The following is a 21,022-nucleotide window of genomic DNA, read 5'->3' on the forward strand; positions in this document are numbered from 1 at the left end:
TTCGACAATCAGGACATATCGAAGGCCATGTTCCGCAACAGATGTGGAGGATGGATTCGCTGAAAATTCGGACGAAACAAACTCTACGTAACGGACTCGACATCCCGTTTGGACCGAATTCGGTCGACCGCAATACGGAATCGGCTGTCCGGTGTGCACCTACGCGATACCGGGTCCAGATCCGATTCGAAATCGACATCCCGTAATTCCGCGAGCATTGTCAACGACGCCCCCGCGGCCGTCAGCGCGGCGTGTGTATCGGTGCCCGTCGACGGTGCGGACATGGGCACGTCGAGCAGGGCCCGTGCCATGGCAGGGTCGCGCAGGCCCAGCGCCCACCAACCGCCGTCCTCGGCCGATCCGAGCACGTCGCCACTGCCGAGCCGCACGGCCGCGTCGGACAGTATCTGCGCGGTTACCTGGGGTGTGTCCATGCCGATCTGCAGCACGGCTCCGTCGGTGGCCGCGTCTGCATGTGCATTCGCCAGCCGTTCCCCCAGTCCGTCGCCGCGTTGCGTGATCACCGTGAACGACGCCAGAGCACGAGTCAGTTCGTCGGTGCGGGCCGCGTCGGCAAGGCTGCCGGTGAGAGCCACGACGCGGTGATCGACGTCGGCTGCGGAGACAGCATCGAGGGTGTCCAGCAGCGAGGCTGCGGCCAGCTCGGCCGCAGCGGCATCTCCGATCGTGGCGGCGAGGCGTGTCTTGGCCAGGCCGGGAACGGGAGCTTTGGCTACGACGAGAGCGGTGACGATCACGAAAGAACCTTCCAGAAATCTCGTACGGCGACGATGGTCCCCTTCACCGAGCCCGAGACCTTGGACGTACCAGCCGTTCTCGGCCGGTAGTCCACGTCGTGCTCGGCAACGGTCCACCCGGCTTCGGCTGCCAACACGAGCAACTGCAGCGGGTAGCCCGAGCGACGGTCGGTGACGCCGAGGTCCAGCAGTGCCTGGCGGCGGACCGCGCGGATGGCGCCGAGGTCGTGCACCGGCAGCTTGTATTTGGTCCGGAGCCGAAGGGACAGAATGGCATTGCCGATCCTCGCGTGCAGGGGTGAGCTTCCCTTGGCCGGTCGTCGACGGCCGACGGCGAGGTCGGCGTGATCCAATGCGGCCACGAGCGTCGGTAGGTCACCCGGATCCATCGAGCCGTCTCCGTCGAGGACGCAGACGATCTCGGTGTCGGCGGCGAGGACGCCCGCGTGCACGGCTGCACCGTAACCGGGCACGGATTCGGACACCACGGTGGCTCCGTGGGCCGCGGCGACGGCGGCGGTGTCGTCGGTGGAGTTGTTGTCCACCACGATGGTTCGATACCCCGGCGGCATAGAATCGAGAACTGCAGGAAGCGATTCTGCCTCGTTCATGCAGGGAACGACGACGGTGACCGAGCCCGGGTCAGACACGAGGTGGACCCGTACCCTCGGCGTCGCGCAACGGCGCGTCGGCGAATGCGGTGAGGCCCTCGCGAGGCATGACCTTCGCGCGGAATCCCAGAGTCCGTTCGGCCAGTTCCGAACTGGCGACGATGTGCCGCACATCGCCCGCGCGGTACTGTCCGGTGATCTGGGGTGCCGGTCCACCGCGTGCGTCTGCGAGGATGCCGGCGACTTCACCGATGGTGATCGGTTGTCCCGAACACACGTTCAGCGCAGTGAAGCCGTCCAGCTCGGCAGAGATCGACGCGATGTTGGCTGCCGCTACGTCGTGAACGTGGACGAAATCACGGGCCTGCTTGCCGTCCTCGTAGACCGTCGGGGCCTGGCCGCGTTCGAGGGACGATCGAAACATCGCTGCCACACCGGAATACGGGGTATTGCGCGGCATGTGTGGGCCGTAGACGTTGTGGTAGCGCAGCGCTACCACCGATCCACCGGTAGCGATCGCCCAGGCGGAGGCGTAGTTCTCCTGCGCAAGCTTGCTGGCGGCGTAGGTGCTCCTGGGCTCGAGTCTCGAATCCTCCTCGACCAGAAGCCAATCGAGTGGCTCGCCGGACTTGGGATCGCGGTTGTCGAACATGCCGGCGTCGAGGTCGGCTCGGGTGCGGGGAGGCGGAACGACGGTCTCGCCCGACGAATTGAGGTACCGCCCCTCGCCGTAGACCACCATCGACGAGGCGAGAACCAGTCGGGTGCATCCCGCCTCGTACATGGCTGCGAGCAGGACTGCCGTCCCGTAGTCGTTGTGGCTTGCGTAGGCCGGGGCATCTGCGGCGTCGACACCCGCTCCGACGACTGCGGCCTGATGACACACGACGTCCACCCCGCGCAGTGTCTCGACGAGTGCGTCCTTGTCTCGGACATCGAGGTCGATGATCCCATCGGCACGCGTGCCGGGGCCGTGAGCCGATTCGAGCATCGCGTCGACGGCGACCACGTCGAGGTCGGCGGTGCGCGCGGCGTCGAGGATGTGGCCGCCGATGAATCCGGCTGCGCCGGTGAGGAGTACCCGTGTCATGGCAGCTCGATCGGCAGGGTGATCCCGGTGTGCACACGGCACGTGGGGCACTCACCGGTCGGAGCGTCACGAACGGCCGATCGCACCAGGGACTTGAGTGGTTCGATGTTCTTCTGGAATTCCGCGAACACGTCCACGGCCTTGACGCCCTGACCGGATTCGATGCCGGCATCGAGGTCGGTCACCAGTGCTATCGGTGCGTAACAGAGTTCGAGCTCGCGAGCGAGAACGGCTTCGGGATGACCGGTCATGTTCACCAGTGTCCAACCCTGGCGGGCGAACCACTGGCTCTCCGCGCGAGTGGAGAATCGTGGACCCTCGACGACGACCATGACGCCGCCGTCGATCGCGGTGTCCTGGAGGGCCGCCGCGCGCAACTGTGTGCAGTACGGGTCGGCGAACTCGACGTGGATTCCCCCCTCGTCGAAGTACGTCTGTACGCGCCCGGACGTCCGATCGACGAGCTGATCGGGAATCACCACGGTGCCGGGGCCGTATTCGGGCACCAGTGATCCGACGGCGCACGGCGCGAACACTCGACTCACCCCGAGCATTCGCAGCGCCCACATGTTCGCGCGATACGGCAACGTGTGCGGTGAGTACTCGTGGTTCCTGCCGTGTCTGGGCAGGAACGCGACCTGCCGACCCTCCACCTCACCCAAGGTGATCGGAGCGCTCGGGGCTCCGTAGGGCGTATCGAGCACGATCTCCTCGGCGTCGTCGGCGAAGAACGAGTAGAAGCCGCTACCGCCGATGACGGCGATCTCGGCCCGTCCCTGCGCGTCCTTGTTCATCTACTCATCCTCCATCACCGTCGGTCGATATGCTTGTCCGAGGTCGTGTTCGTCAGTAATTCGCAGGGAGAAAACACTATCCGCTACTGGAGAGAAGCCGTCGCCGGCACGTTGGCCGTCGCGCTCGTCGTGGTCGCGTTCATCGTGCCTTATCTGGGAAACGAACTCGTCACTCCCATCATCAACAGAACCCCACAGCAGGTGCGCGATTTCGCAGACGCGGCACCGCTGTTCGGATTCCGTGAGTTTCACGTCGGCTGGGGAACCCCGTTCGCCGTCCTCATAGCCGTGGCCACCGTGCTGTGGGGCCCTACGGTGGCCCGCCGGTTGTCCTGGACGCGCTTGTTGTTGGTCGTATGGGGCGCATCCGCAGCATGGACGATGTCGTTGGCGATGGTCGATGGGTGGAAGCGCGGCTTCGTCGACAGGCTGGCGTCGACGGACGAGTACTTGCACGAAGTGCCGGGGATCACCGACATTCCCGCAACTCTGCGCGGATTCTCCGAGCGAATCCTGGATTTCCAGGCGGATTCGTGGACCACGCACGTCTCGGGGCACCCGCCCGGGGCGTTGCTGACGTTCGTCTGGCTCGACCGTCTCGGTCTCGGTGGTGGTGCGTGGGCGGCGACGCTGTGCGTTCTGGTCGGGACGAGTGCTGCAGTGGCGGTCGTCGTCACGCTGCGGGTGTTGGGCGACGAGAAGATGGCAAGGCGCGCAGCACCGTTCGTGGCCGTCGCGCCGGCCGCGATCTGGATCGCCGTGTCGGCGGATGCGTTCTATGCCGGGGTCGCCGCGTGGGGTGTCGCGCTGCTGGCGATCTCCACGAAGCGGTACCTGTGGCCCGCATCGATCGGTGCGGGAGTACTCCTCGGTTTCGGTATCTATCTCAACTACGGGCTGGTGCTGATGGGCCTGCCCGCGGTGGCAGTACTGATTGCCGGTCGAAAGATTCTGCCGTTCGTGGGCGCGCTCGTCGGAGCGCTGATCGTCGCGGGAATCTTCACGGCGTACGGATTCTGGTGGTACGACGGCTACGAGCTGGTGCAGGAGCGTTACTACCAGGGCATCGCCAAGGATCGTCCGTTCGAGTACTGGGGTTGGGCGAACTTCGCGGCGCTGTTCTGTGCGCTGGGTGTCGCTGTGCCAGCGGCGTTCCCGCGAATTCTCACGCGAGTGCAGCCGATCAACCTGCTGGTGATCGGCGGCGTGGCGGCGGTGGTGATGGCAGATCTGAGTCAGTTGAGCAAGGCCGAGACCGAGCGGATCTGGCTGCCGTTCGCGATGTGGATGCTCATTGCGCCCGCGGTGTTACCGCTGCGCACGCATCGATTCTGGTTGGCCCTGCAGGTGATCGGCGCATTGGCGATCAATCATCTGCTGTTCACGAATTGGTGAGCGGGGCCGGCGTCATCTGGGCGAACCAGCGCCCGTCGATCGGTGCCACGTCGATCATTCGAAGGCCTGCTGCCCGGGCGAGATCCGCGGTGGCGTCGGCGCTGACACTCGACCACGCGAACCAGTCTCCGACCATAGTGTCGGTTTCCCAGCGCACGGTGCGGTGCCGCACTCCGTAGTTGCTCGGCGCATCCACTTCGGCGATGACGGCTCCGTGCGGAGCCAGCAGGTCGGCAGCGCGGCACAGCAGCCGAACCGGGTCGCCGCCGATGCCGATGTTTCCGTCCGCGAGCAGCACACAGGACCATTCGCCGGTGTCGGGCAGTGGCTCGAAAATGTCTTTCAGGACGGCGTTACCGCCGCGACCGATGGTCAGGTCGACGGCTGCTTTCGAGGTGTCGACGCCGAGAGCCGAAACTCCTCGTCGGGCAAGTGCTTCGGTGAGGCGCCCGGGCCCGCAGCCGAGATCGAGGGTGGGTCCGGTACATCGACTGATCATCGCGTGGTCGGCGCGGCGATCCTCCGCGGACGAGGCATCCCCGCCCATCCAGCGGGCCGTGGGCAGACGTTGCCGAGAGCCGTCGGAATCACCTATCCAACAGGGCAATCCGGCTGCTGCGCGGTTGAAAAGTGTATCGGCGGTAACGCTCATGCTCGGCTCCGTACGAGGATCAATCGAAGGAAGTAAGCGGCTGCGCTCACGGTGAACAACGCGGTGGTGAGCGCGAGCCAACGACCGAGGAAGGGCTCTTGCGTCAAACCGGTTGCGGCCCGGTACGACTCCGCACCCTGAGTGAGTATCCCGGGGAAGAACATGAGAAACGTCAGTCCGGCTCCCAGAGCGGGAACGCGAACGTAGTTGACCGGAGACAGCGTCCAGTTGCGGTGCGTCGATCCGGTGAGAAGTCGGTCGGCGAGCGAGTAGAGCGGATACAGCACGGCGTCGTGCAGCAGTACAGAACCGAAGAACCACACGATGATGGATTGCCACCACACGTCGTTGTTCCACAGTGTTGCCGGTCCTGCAATCGCAATGACATAGCCGACGAGGGCGAACGACAGCAGCAAACCGACTGCGTGCAGTGGGTGCCCACCGTAGATCTTCGTGAACGCTCTCATTCGAGGCTCCTGACCGTGCGATGCAAACACCCGTGCGCGAGCGTCACCGTCTTTCACGGCGACGTCTCGCGCACGGGCGTTCAGGAGATGATTAGGCAGTGCTGACCGTGATGGTCGCAACGCCCACGAGCAGTCCCGGGGTGACAGCGTCGGTCTTGAACGTGTCGTTGAGCAGTCCGGCAGCAGTCTCCGAGATCTTCACCTGGGTGCCCTGCAGGATTGCGGTGTTGTCGGGTCCGGTCGCCAGCGGCTGCAGGGTGCGGCCGTCGAGATCGAACAGCACTGCGTCTGCGGCAGCTTCTGCGCCGTTGACGGATACGTCACCGGTGAGAACCGAAGTGCCCGGGTCGATGTCGAAGTTGGTGAGCTCGACAACGGTCTCGCCGGCGGTCAGCGACAAGCCGCTGCCGTCGTGCATGATCATGCCCTGGACGTAGGGATCCACGGTGCCGGGCTCCCAGTACTTGACGTCTCCGCCTGTGATCGGGAAGCGGATGGATCCGTCTGCGAGAGTTGCGGTACCGACTACGCCGGGCGTGAGGCCCAGGGTGGTCAGTGCGCCGAGGAAGCCGGGATCGAGAGCAACCGCGGTATCGACGCCGTTGCTGAGGTCGGGGACCTCGGCTGCGGGCTCGGGAGTGGCTTCGGTGGTGGCTGCCTCGGACGAAGCCGAAGACGTCTCGGTCGTGGTCGACGAGTCGTCGCTCGAGCATGCGGCAAGCGGGACAATAGTGAGTGCACCGATTGCGGTGGCGGCCAAAGCTTTACGAACAGTGAACATGTCGGTCAACCTTCCGTGCTCGTCTCTCGAGCGTTGTGGGTCATTCGGCGCTGCTTGCCGAGCGGATGGGTCACATCTCGATCCCTGCTGGGAGCGTGACAACCTGTTACCCGACAAACCGGACCGTCAAACCGGAAAGTTTCCGGAGGTTCATTGCAGGTTCAGCGCAGTATCAAATCCGCAGCCCGTTCCCCGATCACCACCGACGGCGCATGGGTGTGGCCGCGGATGATGCTCGGCATGATCGACGCATCGGCCACGCGAAGGCGGTCTACTCCCCGCACCCGAAGCGCGGAATCTACGACGCTGTCCTCGTCGTTGCCCATCCGGGCGGTGCCCACGGGGTGGTACAGAGTGTGCGCATTCTGCTCGAGGGCTTCGGTGAGCAGGTCCGCCGGGGAGATGTTCGACGCCACCCTGGGGCGGACGATGTCGCCCAGCTCTCCCTTCAGTGATGGGGTTTCCGAGATCGCGACGCAGGCCCGGAGCCCTTCGATCATGGCGCGTCGGTCGAGGCCGCCGGGGTCGCTGAGGTAGCGCGGTTCCACGATGGGCTTGGCCAGCGGATCGGCCGAGCGAAGGGTGATCTCGCCTCGGCTCTCAGGTTTGACGAGTACCGCGCCGATGACGGCGGCGTGCGAGTCCTGCCCGACGAGTCCCTCGTCGAAGAACGGTGCCGGTCCGAAGATGAGTTCCACGTCGGGCAGGGCGAGGTCTTCTCGGCTCTTGATGAATCCGTACGCCTCGGCGACGTTCGAGGTGAGCATGCCGCGACGGCGCGTGATGTAGTTGACCAACTCGGGGATCTTCTCGGCGTGGAAGAGGGAGTCCCTTTCGGTTTTCCAGCCGATGAGGGCCGCCAAGTGGTCGAGGAGGTTCTGCCCGACGCCCGGTGAGTGGTGCTGAACGGTGATGCCGTGCGACTTCAGCTGTTCCTGGTCGCCGATGCCCGAGAGCATGAGCAGCTGCGGGGTGTTGATCGCGCCACCGGAGAGGATCACTTCCTTGTGCGCGCGCACGGTGTGTACCTCGCCACCGGAGGTGTATTCGACACCGACTGCGGCAGTGCCCTCGAAGAGGACGCGATTGGCATGTGCCTCGGTGAGGACGGTGAGGTTCTTGCGCTTCTTCGCCGGTCGCAGGTAGGCATCCGCGGTGCTCCACCGTGCTCCGCGCTTCTGGTTGACCATCGTGCGGGTGAAGCCCTTGGGCTCGGGCAGGTTCGCGGTTTCCAGCGGATAGCCCGCTTCTTCGACGCCGTCGAGGAACGACGACGTCAGGTCGCGGGGGCTGCGCTGGTGGGAGACGATGAGTGGGCCGTCGGTGCCGGCGTCGAGTGCTGTTGTGCCCTCGATGTTCTCGATCTTGCGAAAGTATCCGACCAGGTTGCGAAACGACCACGAGTCGTCGGACACAGCCGCCCAATCGTCGTAGTCGGCGGCGAATCCGCGCACCCACATCATGGCGTTCATCGACGACGAGCCGCCGAGCATCTTGCCGCGCGGCCAGTAGATGCTGCGATCTCGGAGCTCCGGCTGCGGTTCGGTCAGGTAATCCCAATCCACCTCGCTACGAAAGAGCTTGGAGAACGCAGCCGGGATGTGGGCGAACTTGTTCTTGTCCTCGGGGCCTGCTTCGAGCAGGATCACCTCGTTGCGAGGGTCAGCGCTGAGGCGATTGGCCACCACTGCGCCGGCGGACCCTGCGCCCACCACGATGTAGTCGGCAGTTTTGTGCTGTGAGCTCATGTTTGTCCTTGAAGTCGGTGCGGGCGCAGAGGTGTCAGCCGCGCAGGGCAGAGGCGAATACCGCAGGCAGTTTGGACCAGGACGGCGCACCTGCGAATGCAGTGAGCAATTTGCCGGTCGACGCTGCGGTCTTGTTGGTGACGAACCACGGTGGTTTCGGGGAGATGGAGAGTTCCCCGTTGATCAGTGAACGCGACAGGGGACGGAATGGGCCGCGCACCACTGTTCTCTCGGCGCCGTCGATCAGCAATGCGTTGTGCACGATGCCGATTCCGCTCTGCACGTCGTCGATGGTGTGACCGGGGTAGGCACCCCAGGTGGCCGTCGCGGTGAGGAATCCGAGCGCCGTCCAGGCGTTCACGGCGATGGTGCCGTAGCGCAGTTCGGCGAGCATGGTGTCGAACTTCTCGCCGAGTCCTTTGATGGTGGCGGGGGTGCCGATGATGTTGATACCGAGGGTGCCGGTGAATTCCTCGTTCGCGGCCTGCACGGCTTTGGCAGCGAATGCAGCACCGCTGTAAGGCAATTCGATGACGCCCATGACCGGCGCGAAGTACTCGGTTTGCAGCAGGGGTGCGTATTCACCGGGGTTCAGATCGGTGATGAGCACGCGGCCACCACCGTCGCCCAGTCGTTCCGCGGCCGGGTAGGTGGCGGTGGCGTCGGACACCCTCCGGTCGCTGCCGGGGTAGTAGGGGGTACGTGCCGGTGCGCGGTCGAGTGCCGCCCGCAGAGCGGCGACGAATTCGTCGCGCTGCTTCCATTCGGACGACAGCACAACGACCTGTGACGCCACACAGTTGTACCCACTGTTGTGCAGGCGTTGGGTGGCAACGTGTTCGGCCTGGAACAAGATGTCGGCGCGGCTCCATTCACCCGGTAGCACGATGGTGGGCGAGACGCCGCCGAGTTCACTGGAGATGTCCTTGGTGAGAATCGGGTCGTTCGCGGCCTTGCGGGCCGCGCCGTCGTTGCCCGTACCGAACACGATCGCGTCGTGCGTGAGGGAACTTCCGGTCATGTGCACGTGGTCGACGCGATCGTGCCGAACCAGATAGGTGCCCACATCGGCTCCGCCGGTGAGCAGGCGCAGTGCGCCGATGTCGACGAGGGGTGCGAGCACCTTCTCGAACACCGGCAGCAGTGGATCCATGATGGGGTTCAGCTTCAGTGCGACCACCCGGTTGAACGCGAGCAACTCGTACAGGGCGTCGAGCGGGGCGATCGAGGTGATGTTGCCTGCGCCGAGTACCACTCCGATGCCCGCGGTGTGGGCGGGATCGAGTTGGGCGAGCCCCGCTGTGCGCTGTGCGGTCGCACGATCGATTCCGGGCTTCAGCCATACCTCGCCGGTGAACCCGTTGAGCAGCAGGCGGTCGAAGATGTTGAGCGGCAGCACCGACACCGTCGTCCGCCCGCCGGGTGCCGTCCCGAACTTCACATCGGCCAGCGGACTGGTTCCCGCTTCCAGAGCCGTGAGTGTGTGGGTGAGCGCCCCGAGTGCGCCGAGGAAGGAGTACGGGCCGGACAGCCATTCCTCGCCGACGAGGCTGGACGAGCTGTCGAGTCCCTTGATCGACGAGGCCGCTGTCACCCATTCCTGGGCGTGAGTCGACGTCAGCGCGTGCATGCGTTCGAGCAGTGCCCGCCGATCGGCCAGGGTGAGCTGTCCCCAGTTCTTCTCACCTTGCGACAGATCGGTGAGAGCAGCATCGACGGCTGGCTGGGAGTCGAAGCCAGTGGTCGGGACGGGGTGCAGGTGCGGGGTGGCTTCGCTGGTCAACTTCTCGGCTCCAGTCGTTGTTCGGATACACGGCGTCGAGTGTGATTGTCGTCGCGTTCGTGGCGCGGACGCTATGGGCCACCGCTCTCAATCGAGACCCACCGTTTGTGCCGTCGCACAGTTGAGGTGTGGCGTGGCTTACACAGGTGCGGCTACTGTTCTGTCATGACCGCGACCGAGCTCGATGTGCATCCGTCACCGACCGATCTGGCCGCGACGATGCTCGACAGCGTCGACGATCTCGCCGGCGAACTGGTGCGTCGGATCCTGGGGGCCGAGCATGCATACCTCGAATCGACGCTGCTCACCCCCGAGCAGCTGTACGAGGCGGCGCGGAGCAATCTGGCGTCGATGCTGGGCAAGCTGTCCGGTCGCGCGCCCATGCGGCTCGAGTCGGCACAGGCCGCAGGTCGACTCAAGGCCGAGCAGGGGGTACCGCTGGCAGCGTTGCTGCACGCCTTCCGGCTCGGCGGCAGGTTGGTCTGGGACGAGTTGATGCAGCGCTCGGACGGCCGGGCGAGTCACGCACTTCTCGACATGGCCGCACAGGTGTGGGCTTTGGTCGACGTGTATTCCGACGAGGCTGCGGAGGCCTATCGGCAGAGCGCAGACATGCGTGCCCGCGAGAGTGCCGAGGCCCGCGGCCGACTCATTCGGGTGCTCTTCGCCGATCACACGGCGAACCCGTCTGCGGCTGCTGATGCGCTGCGCGCATTTCGCATTCCCGACCACGGTTACTTCGCAGTGGTCTCGCAGGAGCCATTGACCACGGCCGTGGGAGTGGACGGGTTGATCGCGCGACTTCGCGCGGCCGGCACCGAGTCCGTGTGGGATGCCGAGGTCGACGGCAGTGTCGGGTTGATGTGCGCTGCAACGGAATCGGAGATCGATTCCGCGCTGGTGACGCTGAGCGAATTGTGTGCGGGGCGGGTCGGGGTGAGTTCGGTCTTTCGGTCTCCGTCGGGTATCGGTGACGCTGTGGGCCAGGCGCGATTGGCGAGGTCCTGTAGCCCTGCCGAGTCGACGCCGGTGCGGTACGACTCCGTACCGGTGCCGCTGTTGTTGGTCCGCGATCCCAAGTCGGGTCGCATCGCCTCGCGTCAGATCCTCGGCAATCTACTGGCGTTGCCTCGCGCCGAGCGGCAGAGCCTGCTGGCCACACTCGACGCGTGGTTCTCGTGCGGCGGATCCACCAAGGTTGCTGCCGAATCGCTGCACTATCACCGCAATACGGTGTTGTATCGGTTACGCCGCATTGCCGAGCTGACCGGCCGAGATTTTCGTGATCCCGTTCAGGCCGCAGAACTGTACGTCGGACTCAGAGCGCATCAACTGCTCACCTGACACATCAATTGTTGGCAAGCACCACGTCGAGGATTCCGGATCCCAGCGGTACCGGGACGCACGTCGGGGGGCGTGCGTTCGCCGGATCCAGGGCGTTGAGCGCCAAGCGCAGTGCAGTGGGATCGTAGGTGAACGTGAAGTGCGCTACCTCGGTGTCGGGGCACACGTCCTGCACCACGATGTTCCGGGCTCCGGGATCCCGAAGTAGCGCGTTGGTATACGGCTGAATCACTTCGTCGACTCTGGTTGCGATGGACGTGTACCCGACGCCGGGCACGGTGTCGCCGCCTGCATTGAGGCGATCGAGAAAGTCGGATCCGGCCATCAGTTGCGTCAGCCCGGGTCCGAATTCGCCTGCCACCAGACTGGTTGCACCGGGCACAGCCTGCACGACGGGGGTGGTTCCGTACATAGTGCCGCCGTAGGTCGGCGATGCTATTCCCACCCAGCGACGGACCATGGCGTCACCGCCGAGTCGATTGACGAAGTATCGTGCGACCGCCGCACCCTGTGAGTAACCGACCACATCGACCGCTTCGGCCCCGGTCGCGTCCAGGATGGACTCGGTCATCGATTTCAGTTGTACCGCACTGTCTTCGATGGCCCCGTAGCCGTTGCTCGTGCCGTCGGGAGATGCACCGTAGTTGATGGCGAACACGCAGAATCCGGCTGCTCGGAGTATGGGGGAGAAGCCGGCCCAATCGGAGTATGCGGTGGAGTCGGTGTCGTGCACCAGAACGACGGGATCGGGGTGCTCTGCGGTGGGTGTGCAGCTCATGTCGTTCGACCCGGGCGGGGCGGCGTCGCGGTTGGTTGCCGCATAGCGGATGGCGTCGGCGTGATCGGGTTGCTCGGGCGCAGCCGCGATGGGCAGCAGCGGAGTCGCACCGGCGGTCGGTGCAGCGATGGCGACAGCAGCAGCAGCGATGACGAGGGTGATCAGACTCTGGCGTGGTCTGCGCATGCATAGACGGTATTCCTGAAGTTGTGACATGTCCCTACGAGAAACGCATTCGACCAGTAAAAGTCATAGTAATTGTTCTGCTACAAAGAACCGAGCGAAAAGAAGAGAAGTGATCGACGCACGACGAGGGGCCCAGCCGATGCGGCTGGGCCCCTCGATCGATAATGAGCTGATCTGCAGGTCAGAGGCGACTGACGCGCAACCAGTCGACGCTCATGGTCTGTGGGTAGGGCGTGCTGTCGGGGGTTTTACCCACCCAGTTGTTGCCCACGGCTACGTTGAGCAGAATGTAATGCGGCCAGGCGCCCGAGAATGCCTTCCAATTGCCACCTTTCGCCTCGTATTGGGCTTGATTCAGGGAGTATCGCGCAATACCGTCCACGAACCAGGTGATGCTGGTCGGCAGCCAGTCGATTCGGTAGGTGTGAAATCCATTCCCGACGGGACCCATGCCTCCGCCGGCTTTGACGTCCTGACCCGAATTCCATGCCGACGGGCCGTGCAGATTGAACGACGGCCCGTTCAAACCGGGAATTTCGACCGCATCTATCTCGCCTTGGCTGGGCCATGAGTATTCACCGCCGGGTTGCAGGCCGAGGGTCCAGAATGCGGGCAACAAACCCTGCGCGCTCGGCATTTTGATCGACGCTTCGATGCGTACCGGCGGTGTTGCCGACTGCTTGTACATGCTGACCACACGGGCGCTGGTGAAGTTGTTCGGTGCCCCCTTGCCGTCCGGCGTATTTTCGCGTCGCGCGGTGATGTTCAGGGCCCCATTGAACTGGTTCGCATTGTTCCAAGAGTCCGTATAATACTGCTGCTCACCGGAACTCGCGCCCCACCGGCCGGTCTGGAACCCCCACTTCGAGGGGTCCGGTCCACCATAGCCGTTGAACTGATCTTCCCATAGAACGGTGCCCGGCCCGCCTTGGGTTCTCGGGGGTGCGGTGAGTGCGGGAGCGGCGGTGGCCGACGATGCGGCAACGGCAATCGTCGTCAGAGTGACCGCAGCAATGGTCAATAGTGATCGCATGAGGGGATTCCTGTCAGGTCATTTGTCGTGTGAACGAACGTCGACATTCGATTTCTAGCACGCCGAAGAAGGCGGAAGAAGACTCTTCTGAAATGCAGGAATTCTTGCGAATACAATGAATGAATTCGCATATGCTTTCGGTCTTTTGTGGGGATACCGACTGATCGACCCGATGGTCGGTTTGTTTCAGGAGTGAATGCAGTGACTCGGGATAGTCGGTGAGTTCAGGGATGCGTACGAGCCGGGGGTGAGGCCGAAGAGTCGGTCCGTGGAGCCGGTGACGGGAATCGAACCCGCCTCTCAACCTTGGGAAGGTCGCGTTCTACCAATGAACTACACCGGCTTGGTGCTGCGGTGTTCAGGTTAGCAGGGTGCTCAGACGTCGATTCGCTCACCGTGCAGCAGGATCAGGGCGTCCTCGGCGGCTATCGGTTTGGAGAACAGGTATCCCTGCGCGCGAATGCAGCCCAGTTCTATGAGGGTGTTTCTGGCGCTCTGTGTTTCGACGCCTTCGGCGATGATGCTGAGCCCGAACGCGTCGGCGAGTCCGATGATGGACTGGACGATGGCGAGGTCGCCGGTGGTTCCGTTGCCGAGTTCGGTGACGAAGGCGCGATCGATCTTGAGCGCGTCGACGGGCAGTTCCTTCAGGTGCGACAGTGAGCTGTATCCGGTACCGAAATCGTCGATGGCTACTTGCACGCCGAGTTCGCGAAGTTCGCGAAGTGTCACGCGAGTGCGTGAAAGATCCTGCACCACCGCCACTTCGGTGATCTCGAGGCAGAGGTTGGGGCCTGCAATCGAGAACTCTTCCAGTGCTCTGGCTACTGCGCCGACGAAACCGTTGGTGACGAGTTGGACCGGCGATATGTTGACGCGCATCGAGATGTCGAGTTCGGGGATGTCGCGCTGCCAGTCGGCCAGCGTGCGGCAGGCATGTTCGAGAACCCAGCGACCGAGTTCGCCCGCGAGGTTCGTCTCCTCGGCGACCGGGATGAACGCGGACGGGGGTAACAGTCCACGGGTGGGGTGTTGCCATCGAACCAAGGCTTCGACTGCGGTGATCCGTCCCGAGACGAGGTCCACCTCGGGCTGAAAATGCAGAATCAACGAGTCGCCTGCGATGGCGTCACGCAGGTGGATCTCGACGTCGTTGCGTAGTTCGGAATCGGCATGCATTTCGTCGGTGAACAGAGCGATGTCATGACCGCCAGCGCGTTTGGCAACCAATGCTGCTCGGTCTGCCTGTCGCAGCAATGATTCCGCGGTGTGCCGGCCGGGTTGGCCGAAGGCGATGCCGATGCTCGCTGTGCGGCTTATCCGTTCGACACCGAGGGTGACGGGTGCACCGATGGCATCGGCGATGACTTCGGCGTGGTGTGTCGCGACGCGGGCCGAGCACGGTCCGGCGAGTACGACGACGAATTCGTCGCCGCCCAGACGCGCGACGATTCCGGCCGAATCACCGACGAAGCTGTGCAGTCGATCGGCGATGGTCTCGAGGAAGTGGTCGCCGGCGAGATGCCCGAGAAAGTCGTTCAGTGCCTTGAGCCGATCGAGGTCGATGTGCATCACCGCGACGGGGCCGGGCATGGACGGGTCGAGTCGTTCGCGGAGGTGCTGGGCGAGAGCTGTGCGGTTCGGCAGTGAGGTCAGCTGGTCGTGCAGTGCCGCGAATCGCAGTTGTTCCTCGGCGATCACTCGTGCCTGTAGTTGCGAGAGCAGTGCCGCAATTGCCTTGAGAGCGTTGAGCTCTACCTCGGACCAGGAGCGGTCGCCGATCTTGATCAGGCCGAGGATGCCGATGGTTCGTTCCGCGTGCAGCAGCGGCACCACGGCCATCGACGTCGCGGAGAATCCCGATCCCTGCTCGACGCGTCGGCGATAGCCTTCCTGTTGCTGGCCCGGCCGAAACACTGCCGGTTCGGTCAGTGTTTCGGCCAGTGCGAACACCGAATCGGCGTCGTCGAATTTCACGACGGCCAGCGGATCCGGATCGGGCTTACTCAATCGTGGGGGCCATTCCGCGCTGAGCACAGTGGCTCTGGCCTCGAAATCGTTGTGCCTGAGGAAACTGAAGTCGATACCGAGGTGGTCCACGAGTCGCCTCAGCACGGATTCGTACGCCTCGCGCACCGTCGCCGCATCGACACCCATGAGTTCGGTTGCGACGCCGGTGACGAGAACCTCGAGCGTCCGTGTGTGCTCCAGTGCCCCGCTCCCGCCTCTTCGCAGACGCAGTGCAGGACTGTTCCCTCTGGTCTTTGCCGGACTCTACCCCGATCCGAGTGCCGAAACAGGCACTCTGCGACTGTAAATCCCGTTTTTCGGGGCGCAACTGAGCCGCAACACCAGCGCTATCGATTCGACGTCGGTGATGTCGAGGAGTGCGCGAAACCTCGAGTTCAACTCCTGCAACGCTTCTCCGCGGTGCATCGACAGCTGCTGATGTTCTTCCGGGGTGCGTGCATACAGGAACGCGGGGGAAACCGGTTGCACGGCGATACCGCGCAAATGCGCAGTTACCCAAACGTTCTCCGTTGCATATCCTCCTCGGATGTAATGTTCTGCGGTCGATCCGGGTACGACGATCACCACGAGTGCCGAACTCGACAGCACCCGATCACGCATGTCGGATCCCAAGGCCGCGCCCGTATCCCAGGCATCGACGAGCGCCATGACGTCCGGCCGCTTGACGATCTCGAGCTTGGACAGATCCGCGTCGTCGATCCCCAGGCTCGATACTTCGATGCCTCGATTCGGATCGGGATCTCCCGGCCATCTCAACTCGGAGAACATCTCTCGGTGCAGATGCGGTGTGAGATACCGAATACGGTCGGCGTCGCCGAGGACGTCCGCAGCCACAGAGATGGATTCGCGTGCCGTCAGCAGCACGGCTCGCCCGCCTTCCGACGCGGCCGCGGCAACGAGGTCTGCTGCGACGCCCGCGTCGAGAGGCTCGGCGGTGCCCAACTCCCGATTTGTGCAGCGTCCGACAACGCCGTCGAGCAGGCGTCGATCGGTGATGTTTCCGGAATCACGTTCACCCAACGCGATCTCGACTCCATGGTCGGTGATGCGCTCACCGAAGAATCTGCCCTGCGCGGCGGCGGCCACGCGAGCGTTGAAGGCCGCGGCACCCACTGCTACACAACTGCCGCGGAAGCCGATATCGAGGGTCGAGGTGCGGGATCGGTCGATGCCGATCGCCACCGTGCGTCCGTCGGTCGACAGCGTCCACGGCTGACTGTTGCCGCCGGACGGTGCGCGTCGGGCAGCGTCGAGAACGGCCTCGTCGAGAACGGCCTCGTCGAGAACGGCGTCGTCGGGATCGAAGGAACTCGGCGGCGAACCGTCTGCACCATCGGCCGGAGGCAGTTCTTCCGTCCGAGTCGGATGTGGAGACGCGAGTGCATCGAGATGGGTTTCGAGGTCGATCCGGATTCGTCCGGACGGCAGGTGGGCTCCGGTGCCGAAGCGTCGAACAGCGGCCGCAACGGTGGCACCACCGAGCTGGACGTCGCCGCCCAGCTGTGGCCACGTCTCGATCGTCTCGCTCACCTCCACCATCGATGCGGCCATGCGCGCCGAGAGCAGTGCGGCGTCGAGCTGGTCGAGCACGATCGGAATCTTGTCGCGAGTGCCGAGGCCTCGCAGGCCCGTCGAGTCGATCTCTCCGAGTACGCCGTGGAACACCGGGCGCTCGGGTTCGAGGTCGAAGCGTTCGACGTCGAGTAACCCACGGTCGGATGTCTCCATCAACACCGGGATACGGCGCGATCTGGCTGCTTCGCGGGCCAGGACCTTGACGTCGAGTGAGTCGCATTCCTCCACGAGCAGGTCCAGTCCGTCGAAGAACCCGTCGATGGTGTCCTCGGTGATTCCGTCCTCGACTATTTCTATGCGCAGATACGGATCGATCTCCGCAATGCGTCTCGCCGCGACGACCGCTTTGTTGATGCCGAGATCGAGGATGGATGCCGGAATTCTGTTGAGATTGGAGAGTTCGATGTCGTCGAAATCTGCGAGGCGCAGCGTTCCGCAGATTCCTTCGAGTGCCAACGTGTGGGCAATGGCGTGTCCGACGCTGAGGCCGATAATTCCGATGGTGAGATCTCCCAATGAATCCTGTTCGGAACGGGTTATCTTGTTCCTGTTTCTGTCGAGTCTCAGGTGTCGAAATGCGGTGGGTCCGAGAACCGCGACAACCGTTTTTCTCCACGGGAAGTACACCCACCGGTCGTTCTCTTCGAGGAGGCTCTGCTCAGGGCTGGGAAGGAGAGTGCGCAAGCCGTTTCTCTGCGTCTCGCGCTCGTCGAGAAATGTCAGGCTCGTGTCCTGTTCGAGTTCCTTCAGGGCGGCGCACTGTGCAGCGTCCGTCTTGTCGAATATCACAGGCTGCCATACCTCGGTCATGATGCCACTGCTTCCGGGAGTTCGATGGACGGTCGACGGTGTGCGAGCAAGGTGACGGTATTGCGACGCATCCGTCGCCAGGTGGACAGTTCGGCGTCGAACGCGAGAGTTTGCCTGTCCCACCAGAACACCTCCGTTCGGTATCGCTCGTCGGGATAGGGGATCGGTTCGATCTGGGAGGCGATGATCGCGCCGGTGTCGAGCCATGCGCTGCGGACATGGGAGGCCGCGGTGGCCAGGGCGTACCGCGCGCCGAGCAGCGCGGTGCTGTACGCGGGCGATTCCGCGATCACTGCCGTGACGGCGCGGCCGCAGTGTGCGTCCGGTGCGACCCATGCCGACTTGAGTTCGACCACCCCGTGCGCGATGCGCTCGTCGAGCATGGCGTGAACGTGGCGGCGGCCGTTGGGATGTCCGGCGAATTCGACGAGTGCGTGTGATTGATCCACCGAGGAATACGGGCCCTGCACGCGCACCCCGCCGACCATCGCCTCGGCGTGATCGAGTGCTGCGAAGAACAGGGTGGTGGTTGTGCCGTCTCGAATTGTCGACATTTCGAGCGCCGAAGCAACACCGTGTCTCATATAACTCTCTTCTGCGCCGTCGAGGAATTGTTCCCACAGTGCCGGATTGTTTCCGGGTGTTGCGGCGACAATGCGGCATCGAGATCGATCGTCCTGGTACGACGGAACGTCGAATGGAATTCTCATTTCACTCTTCCTGATAGGAGTTGCCCGAGTGTGAAAGGTGGTGCCGCTCGATTGTCCGGAATTTCTTTTGCCGGGCTACTCGCCCTGACCGGGACTCGGGTGTGTCGCGAGAGGCGGCGGTGGACCAGTAGCCTGCAGAGGTGCTGCTCTCCGACCGTGACATCCGTGCCGAAGTGACCCTCGGCAACCTGGCGATCGAACCGTTCGACCCCGCGATGGTTCAGCCGTCGAGCGTCGATGTACGGCTCGACAAGCTGTTTCGCGTGTTCAACAACACGCGCTACACCCACATCGATCCGGCGTTGCAGCAGGACGAGTTGACGACGTTGGTCGAGCCCGAGGCCGGCGAACCCTTCGTTCTGCACCCGGGCGAGTTCGTGCTCGGCTCCACCCTGGAACTGACGACGTTGCCGGATTATCTGGCCGGTCGACTCGAAGGAAAGAGCTCACTCGGACGTCTCGGTCTGCTCACCCATTCGACGGCAGGGTTCATCGACCCGGGCTTCAGCGGCCACATCACGTTGGAGCTCTCGAACGTCGCCAACCTTCCGATCACGCTGTGGCCGGGAATGAAGATCGGGCAGCTGTGCCTGTTCCGGCTGTCGTCGCCGGCCGAGAACCCCTACGGCAGCGCCGCCGTCGGATCGAAGTATCAGGGCCAGCGTGGACCGACCCCGTCCAAGGCGTACCTGAATTTCAACCAGTCGAGCGTGGACTGACCCTTAAGTTTGTTTTCGCCCGGTGAAACATGACGAGCGGACGGTTGTAGCGGTACTCTGGTTACCGAACGTGGGTTGGGGCCTACCAGAACGAGGTTTCTTGTGTCCGCGGTTGTCGGTGCGTCTGTACTCGGTGCTTCACTCGGATCGAGCGGTGTTCGCAGCGTGATCAGCAACAACGCTCGCCCCGGTTCCGTCCTGGAAGTACACGAACCGGTGGCGTCCGGGCCCGCACCCAACGGTCTTGCTCCCGATCCCTGGGACGCCGTCATCACCTCGGTGCACACTCTGGCGGCCGAGCACGCGTCGGCAGACTTCTACCCGGTGCTCGCGCTTCGCGAGAGCGACCCCAGAACGGCCTTCGACCAGGATTTCTCCGACGGCGTCGTGCTCGTCTCGGAGCTCGGTGCCCAGTTGGGTGCGCTCCGGGAGACGGGCGTGCTGGCCGGGGAAGACTGCGTCGCACTGTTCGACGTCGGTGCGTCCGGCACGTCGGTGTCCGTGGTGGATGTCCACAGCGGCCGGGTACTCGCCGCGTCTCGCACCGACGAACTGAGTGGTGATGCCTGCGATCGCGTCCTGTGCGATCACCTCATCGCCATGTTCGGGGCAGCAGAGGCACTGACGATCGAGGCCCGTCGACGCCTCGTCCACGACGTTCGAGTCGGCAAACACGAACTGTCGTCACTTCGCAGCGTCTCGGTTGTCGGACCTTTCGTCGGCGGTCGCGCGACACTGTGGCGCGGCACTCTCGATGAGCTCATCGGCGACTCGGTGCACCGAGCCGTCTCGATGGCAGTCGATGTGCTCGACGCCGTCGGCGCGCGGGGCATCCGCGTCGACGCCGTCGTCGCGGTGGGTGGTGGTGCTAACATGCAGATCGTTCGGCAGGTCTTGTTCGACGCGGTCTCGATGCCGGTATTCGTACCCGAGGAACCGGAACTCTTGGCGGCCCGCGGTGCTGCAGGAATTGCTCGGACGTTGGGCGTGCGGCCTGCGCCGACGACGCACGACGCGATCACCGAGCAATTCGCACGCGTCGGTAGCGATTCCGCCGATCAAGAGAAGGCCGCGGTTGTCCCGGTGGGCGCAGTGGTCTCCAGGCGTCCGCGGCACAGCGACGCGTCCTCCAAGCGGATGACCCGAGTCAACAAGTCCCGGCATCTCGGCGGCGCACTCGCCGCATTGGTTGCGGTCTGCGCGGCCGGGACCGTCGTTGCCGCAGCAGCGCGGACCAACAACGACGATCCGGCACCGTCGGTGGGCAGCTCGCAGGATTCATCGCAAACCGTCCGCTCCCAGTCCGTGGAGCCTGCATCGGCCGGTTCCCTGGCAGATCCGGATCGGTCATCGGTGCCGGTCGCGACCACCACGGCCTCGATATCCCCGTCCGGGGACGGCTCCTCCCCGGCGTCCACGACAGCCTCGTCGAACGCACCCACGACCTCCGACGCGGCACGAGCAACCGCGCCGCGGCGGACGACTGCCCCTGACAGTTCGACTTCCGACAACGACGAGTCGACGGCTCCCGTCAGGCCCACGTCGGAGCAGTCGACGGCGGTTCCGACGACGACGGTTTCACCGCCCACCACGACGCAGGCTCCGGCCACCACCACGACGCGTCCGACCACCACCACCCGACCGACGACAACCACGCGCCCGACGACCACCACGCGCTCGACTCGGACGTTCGATTTCCCGTTCCCGAAGCTGGACATGCCGCGAGGCTGACGGGTCTGCGCCTTCCGCCGCCGCCG

At 64.1% G+C, this 21,022-nt stretch carries 18 protein-coding genes and 1 tRNA gene; 4 read left to right on the forward strand and 15 right to left on the reverse strand.

Annotation, left to right across the window (positions count from 1 at the left end; genetic code table 11):
- Positions 1–83 precede the first annotated feature (83 nt).
- From QM797_RS05170 to QM797_RS05185, 4 genes are read right to left on the reverse strand one after another with little or no spacing between them, the layout of a single operon-like run.
- The gene (locus QM797_RS05170; RefSeq protein ID WP_283274078.1) at positions 84–758 is read right to left on the reverse strand and encodes a TIGR04282 family arsenosugar biosynthesis glycosyltransferase; all 675 of its coding nucleotides are present in this window, start codon (positions 756–758) and stop codon (positions 84–86) included.
- Entirely contained in the window at positions 755–1,408 is a 654-nt protein-coding gene (locus tag QM797_RS05175; protein ID WP_283274079.1) for a glycosyltransferase family 2 protein, read from the reverse strand. Before QM797_RS05175 ends, QM797_RS05170 begins: the two co-directional genes overlap by 4 nt.
- Positions 1,401–2,459: an NAD-dependent epimerase/dehydratase family protein gene (locus QM797_RS05180; protein ID WP_283274080.1), complete on the reverse strand. Its 1,059-nt coding sequence runs from the start codon at positions 2,457–2,459 to the stop codon at positions 1,401–1,403. Before QM797_RS05180 ends, QM797_RS05175 begins: the two co-directional genes overlap by 8 nt.
- Positions 2,456–3,253, reverse strand: a complete 798-nt coding sequence (locus tag QM797_RS05185) for an S-methyl-5'-thioadenosine phosphorylase (protein ID WP_283274081.1) — start codon at positions 3,251–3,253, stop codon at positions 2,456–2,458. The genes QM797_RS05180 and QM797_RS05185 overlap by 4 nt, the downstream gene beginning before the upstream one ends.
- A gap of 45 nt (positions 3,254–3,298) precedes the next feature.
- Between QM797_RS05185 and QM797_RS05190 the strand changes: the two genes are divergently transcribed.
- Positions 3,299–4,648 (forward strand): hypothetical protein, encoded by a 1,350-nt coding sequence (locus QM797_RS05190; protein WP_502942267.1) that lies wholly within the window; start codon positions 3,299–3,301, stop codon positions 4,646–4,648.
- Here QM797_RS05190 and QM797_RS05195 read toward each other — a convergent pair.
- The 5 genes from QM797_RS05195 to QM797_RS05215 all read right to left on the reverse strand — a co-directional run bounded on the left by QM797_RS05195 (position 4,635) and on the right by QM797_RS05215 (position 10,055).
- The gene (locus tag QM797_RS05195; protein ID WP_283274082.1) at positions 4,635–5,300 is read right to left on the reverse strand and encodes a methyltransferase domain-containing protein; all 666 of its coding nucleotides are present in this window, start codon (positions 5,298–5,300) and stop codon (positions 4,635–4,637) included. The genes QM797_RS05190 and QM797_RS05195 overlap by 14 nt on opposite strands.
- Positions 5,297–5,767 carry a hypothetical protein gene (locus QM797_RS05200; protein WP_283274083.1) on the reverse strand — a complete coding sequence of 157 codons (471 nt, stop codon included), beginning with the start codon at positions 5,765–5,767 and terminating at the stop codon, positions 5,297–5,299. The genes QM797_RS05195 and QM797_RS05200 overlap by 4 nt, the downstream gene beginning before the upstream one ends.
- A 91-nt stretch (positions 5,768–5,858) precedes the next feature.
- Positions 5,859–6,548 carry a hypothetical protein gene (locus QM797_RS05205; RefSeq protein WP_283274084.1) on the reverse strand — a complete coding sequence of 230 codons (690 nt, stop codon included), beginning with the start codon at positions 6,546–6,548 and terminating at the stop codon, positions 5,859–5,861.
- 161 nt (positions 6,549–6,709) lie between these two features.
- Complete coding sequence (locus tag QM797_RS05210; protein ID WP_283274085.1) at positions 6,710–8,296, reverse strand: GMC family oxidoreductase; 1,587 nt, start codon at positions 8,294–8,296, stop codon at positions 6,710–6,712.
- 34 nt (positions 8,297–8,330) lie between these two features.
- Positions 8,331–10,055 (reverse strand): aldehyde dehydrogenase family protein, encoded by a 1,725-nt coding sequence (locus QM797_RS05215; RefSeq protein ID WP_283275291.1) that lies wholly within the window; start codon positions 10,053–10,055, stop codon positions 8,331–8,333.
- A 189-nt stretch (positions 10,056–10,244) separates the two neighbouring features.
- On the opposite strand from QM797_RS05215, the gene QM797_RS05220 reads away from it, so the two are divergent.
- Positions 10,245–11,423: a PucR family transcriptional regulator gene (locus tag QM797_RS05220; protein WP_283274086.1), complete on the forward strand. Its 1,179-nt coding sequence runs from the start codon at positions 10,245–10,247 to the stop codon at positions 11,421–11,423.
- A gap of 4 nt (positions 11,424–11,427) precedes the next feature.
- Here the strand turns inward: QM797_RS05220 and QM797_RS05225 are convergent, their stop codons facing one another.
- The 6 genes from QM797_RS05225 to QM797_RS05250 all read right to left on the reverse strand — a co-directional run bounded on the left by QM797_RS05225 (position 11,428) and on the right by QM797_RS05250 (position 18,546).
- On the reverse strand, positions 11,428–12,387 hold the full coding sequence (locus tag QM797_RS05225) for an esterase/lipase family protein (protein ID WP_283274087.1): 960 nt from the start codon (positions 12,385–12,387) through the stop codon (positions 11,428–11,430).
- A gap of 181 nt (positions 12,388–12,568) precedes the next feature.
- Positions 12,569–13,420: a glycoside hydrolase family 16 protein gene (locus tag QM797_RS05230; RefSeq protein WP_283274088.1), complete on the reverse strand. Its 852-nt coding sequence runs from the start codon at positions 13,418–13,420 to the stop codon at positions 12,569–12,571.
- 269 nt (positions 13,421–13,689) lie between these two features.
- A tRNA-Gly gene (locus tag QM797_RS05235) sits at positions 13,690–13,763 on the reverse strand.
- Between the two features lie 32 nt (positions 13,764–13,795).
- Positions 13,796–15,577, reverse strand: coding sequence for a putative bifunctional diguanylate cyclase/phosphodiesterase (locus tag QM797_RS05240; RefSeq protein ID WP_283274089.1), 1,782 nt, complete (start codon positions 15,575–15,577; stop codon positions 13,796–13,798).
- A gap of 117 nt (positions 15,578–15,694) precedes the next feature.
- The gene (locus tag QM797_RS05245) at positions 15,695–17,836 is read right to left on the reverse strand and encodes an Rv1355c family protein (protein WP_283274091.1); all 2,142 of its coding nucleotides are present in this window, start codon (positions 17,834–17,836) and stop codon (positions 15,695–15,697) included.
- Positions 17,833–18,546: a hypothetical protein gene (locus QM797_RS05250; protein ID WP_283274093.1), complete on the reverse strand. Its 714-nt coding sequence runs from the start codon at positions 18,544–18,546 to the stop codon at positions 17,833–17,835. The genes QM797_RS05245 and QM797_RS05250 overlap by 4 nt, the downstream gene beginning before the upstream one ends.
- Positions 18,547–18,686: 140 nt before the next feature.
- Here QM797_RS05250 and dcd point away from each other — a divergent pair, with 140 nt between their 5' ends.
- Both dcd and QM797_RS05260 read left to right on the forward strand, forming a co-directional pair.
- Positions 18,687–19,265, forward strand: coding sequence for a dCTP deaminase (dcd, locus tag QM797_RS05255; RefSeq protein ID WP_283274094.1), 579 nt, complete (start codon positions 18,687–18,689; stop codon positions 19,263–19,265).
- A gap of 165 nt (positions 19,266–19,430) precedes the next feature.
- Positions 19,431–20,996 (forward strand): DUF7159 family protein, encoded by a 1,566-nt coding sequence (locus tag QM797_RS05260; RefSeq protein WP_283274095.1) that lies wholly within the window; start codon positions 19,431–19,433, stop codon positions 20,994–20,996.
- Positions 20,997–21,022: the final 26 nt, after the last annotated feature.

Origin of the sequence: Rhodococcus sp. IEGM 1381, from assembly GCF_030056795.1 — a bacterium.
Taxonomy (GTDB): domain Bacteria; phylum Actinomycetota; class Actinomycetes; order Mycobacteriales; family Mycobacteriaceae; genus Rhodococcoides.

Coding starts and splice junctions, on each gene's coding strand:
- QM797_RS05180 (WP_283274080.1), bottom strand. CDS start 2,459: ATGACACGGGTACTCCTCACCGGCGCAGCCGGATTCATCGGCGGCCAC.
- QM797_RS05185 (WP_283274081.1), bottom strand. CDS start 3,253: ATGAACAAGGACGCGCAGGGACGGGCCGAGATCGCCGTCATCGGCGGT.
- QM797_RS05195 (WP_283274082.1), bottom strand. CDS start 5,300: ATGAGCGTTACCGCCGATACACTTTTCAACCGCGCAGCAGCCGGATTG.
- QM797_RS05200 (WP_283274083.1), bottom strand. CDS start 5,767: ATGAGAGCGTTCACGAAGATCTACGGTGGGCACCCACTGCACGCAGTC.
- QM797_RS05205 (WP_283274084.1), bottom strand. CDS start 6,548: ATGTTCACTGTTCGTAAAGCTTTGGCCGCCACCGCAATCGGTGCACTC.
- QM797_RS05210 (WP_283274085.1), bottom strand. CDS start 8,296: ATGAGCTCACAGCACAAAACTGCCGACTACATCGTGGTGGGCGCAGGG.
- QM797_RS05220 (WP_283274086.1), top strand. CDS start 10,245: ATGACCGCGACCGAGCTCGATGTGCATCCGTCACCGACCGATCTGGCC.
- QM797_RS05225 (WP_283274087.1), bottom strand. CDS start 12,387: ATGCGCAGACCACGCCAGAGTCTGATCACCCTCGTCATCGCTGCTGCT.
- QM797_RS05230 (WP_283274088.1), bottom strand. CDS start 13,420: ATGCGATCACTATTGACCATTGCTGCGGTCACTCTGACGACGATTGCC.
- QM797_RS05240 (WP_283274089.1), bottom strand. CDS start 15,577: ATGGGTGTCGATGCGGCGACGGTGCGCGAGGCGTACGAATCCGTGCTG.
- QM797_RS05245 (WP_283274091.1), bottom strand. CDS start 17,836: ATGACCGAGGTATGGCAGCCTGTGATATTCGACAAGACGGACGCTGCA.
- QM797_RS05250 (WP_283274093.1), bottom strand. CDS start 18,546: ATGAGAATTCCATTCGACGTTCCGTCGTACCAGGACGATCGATCTCGA.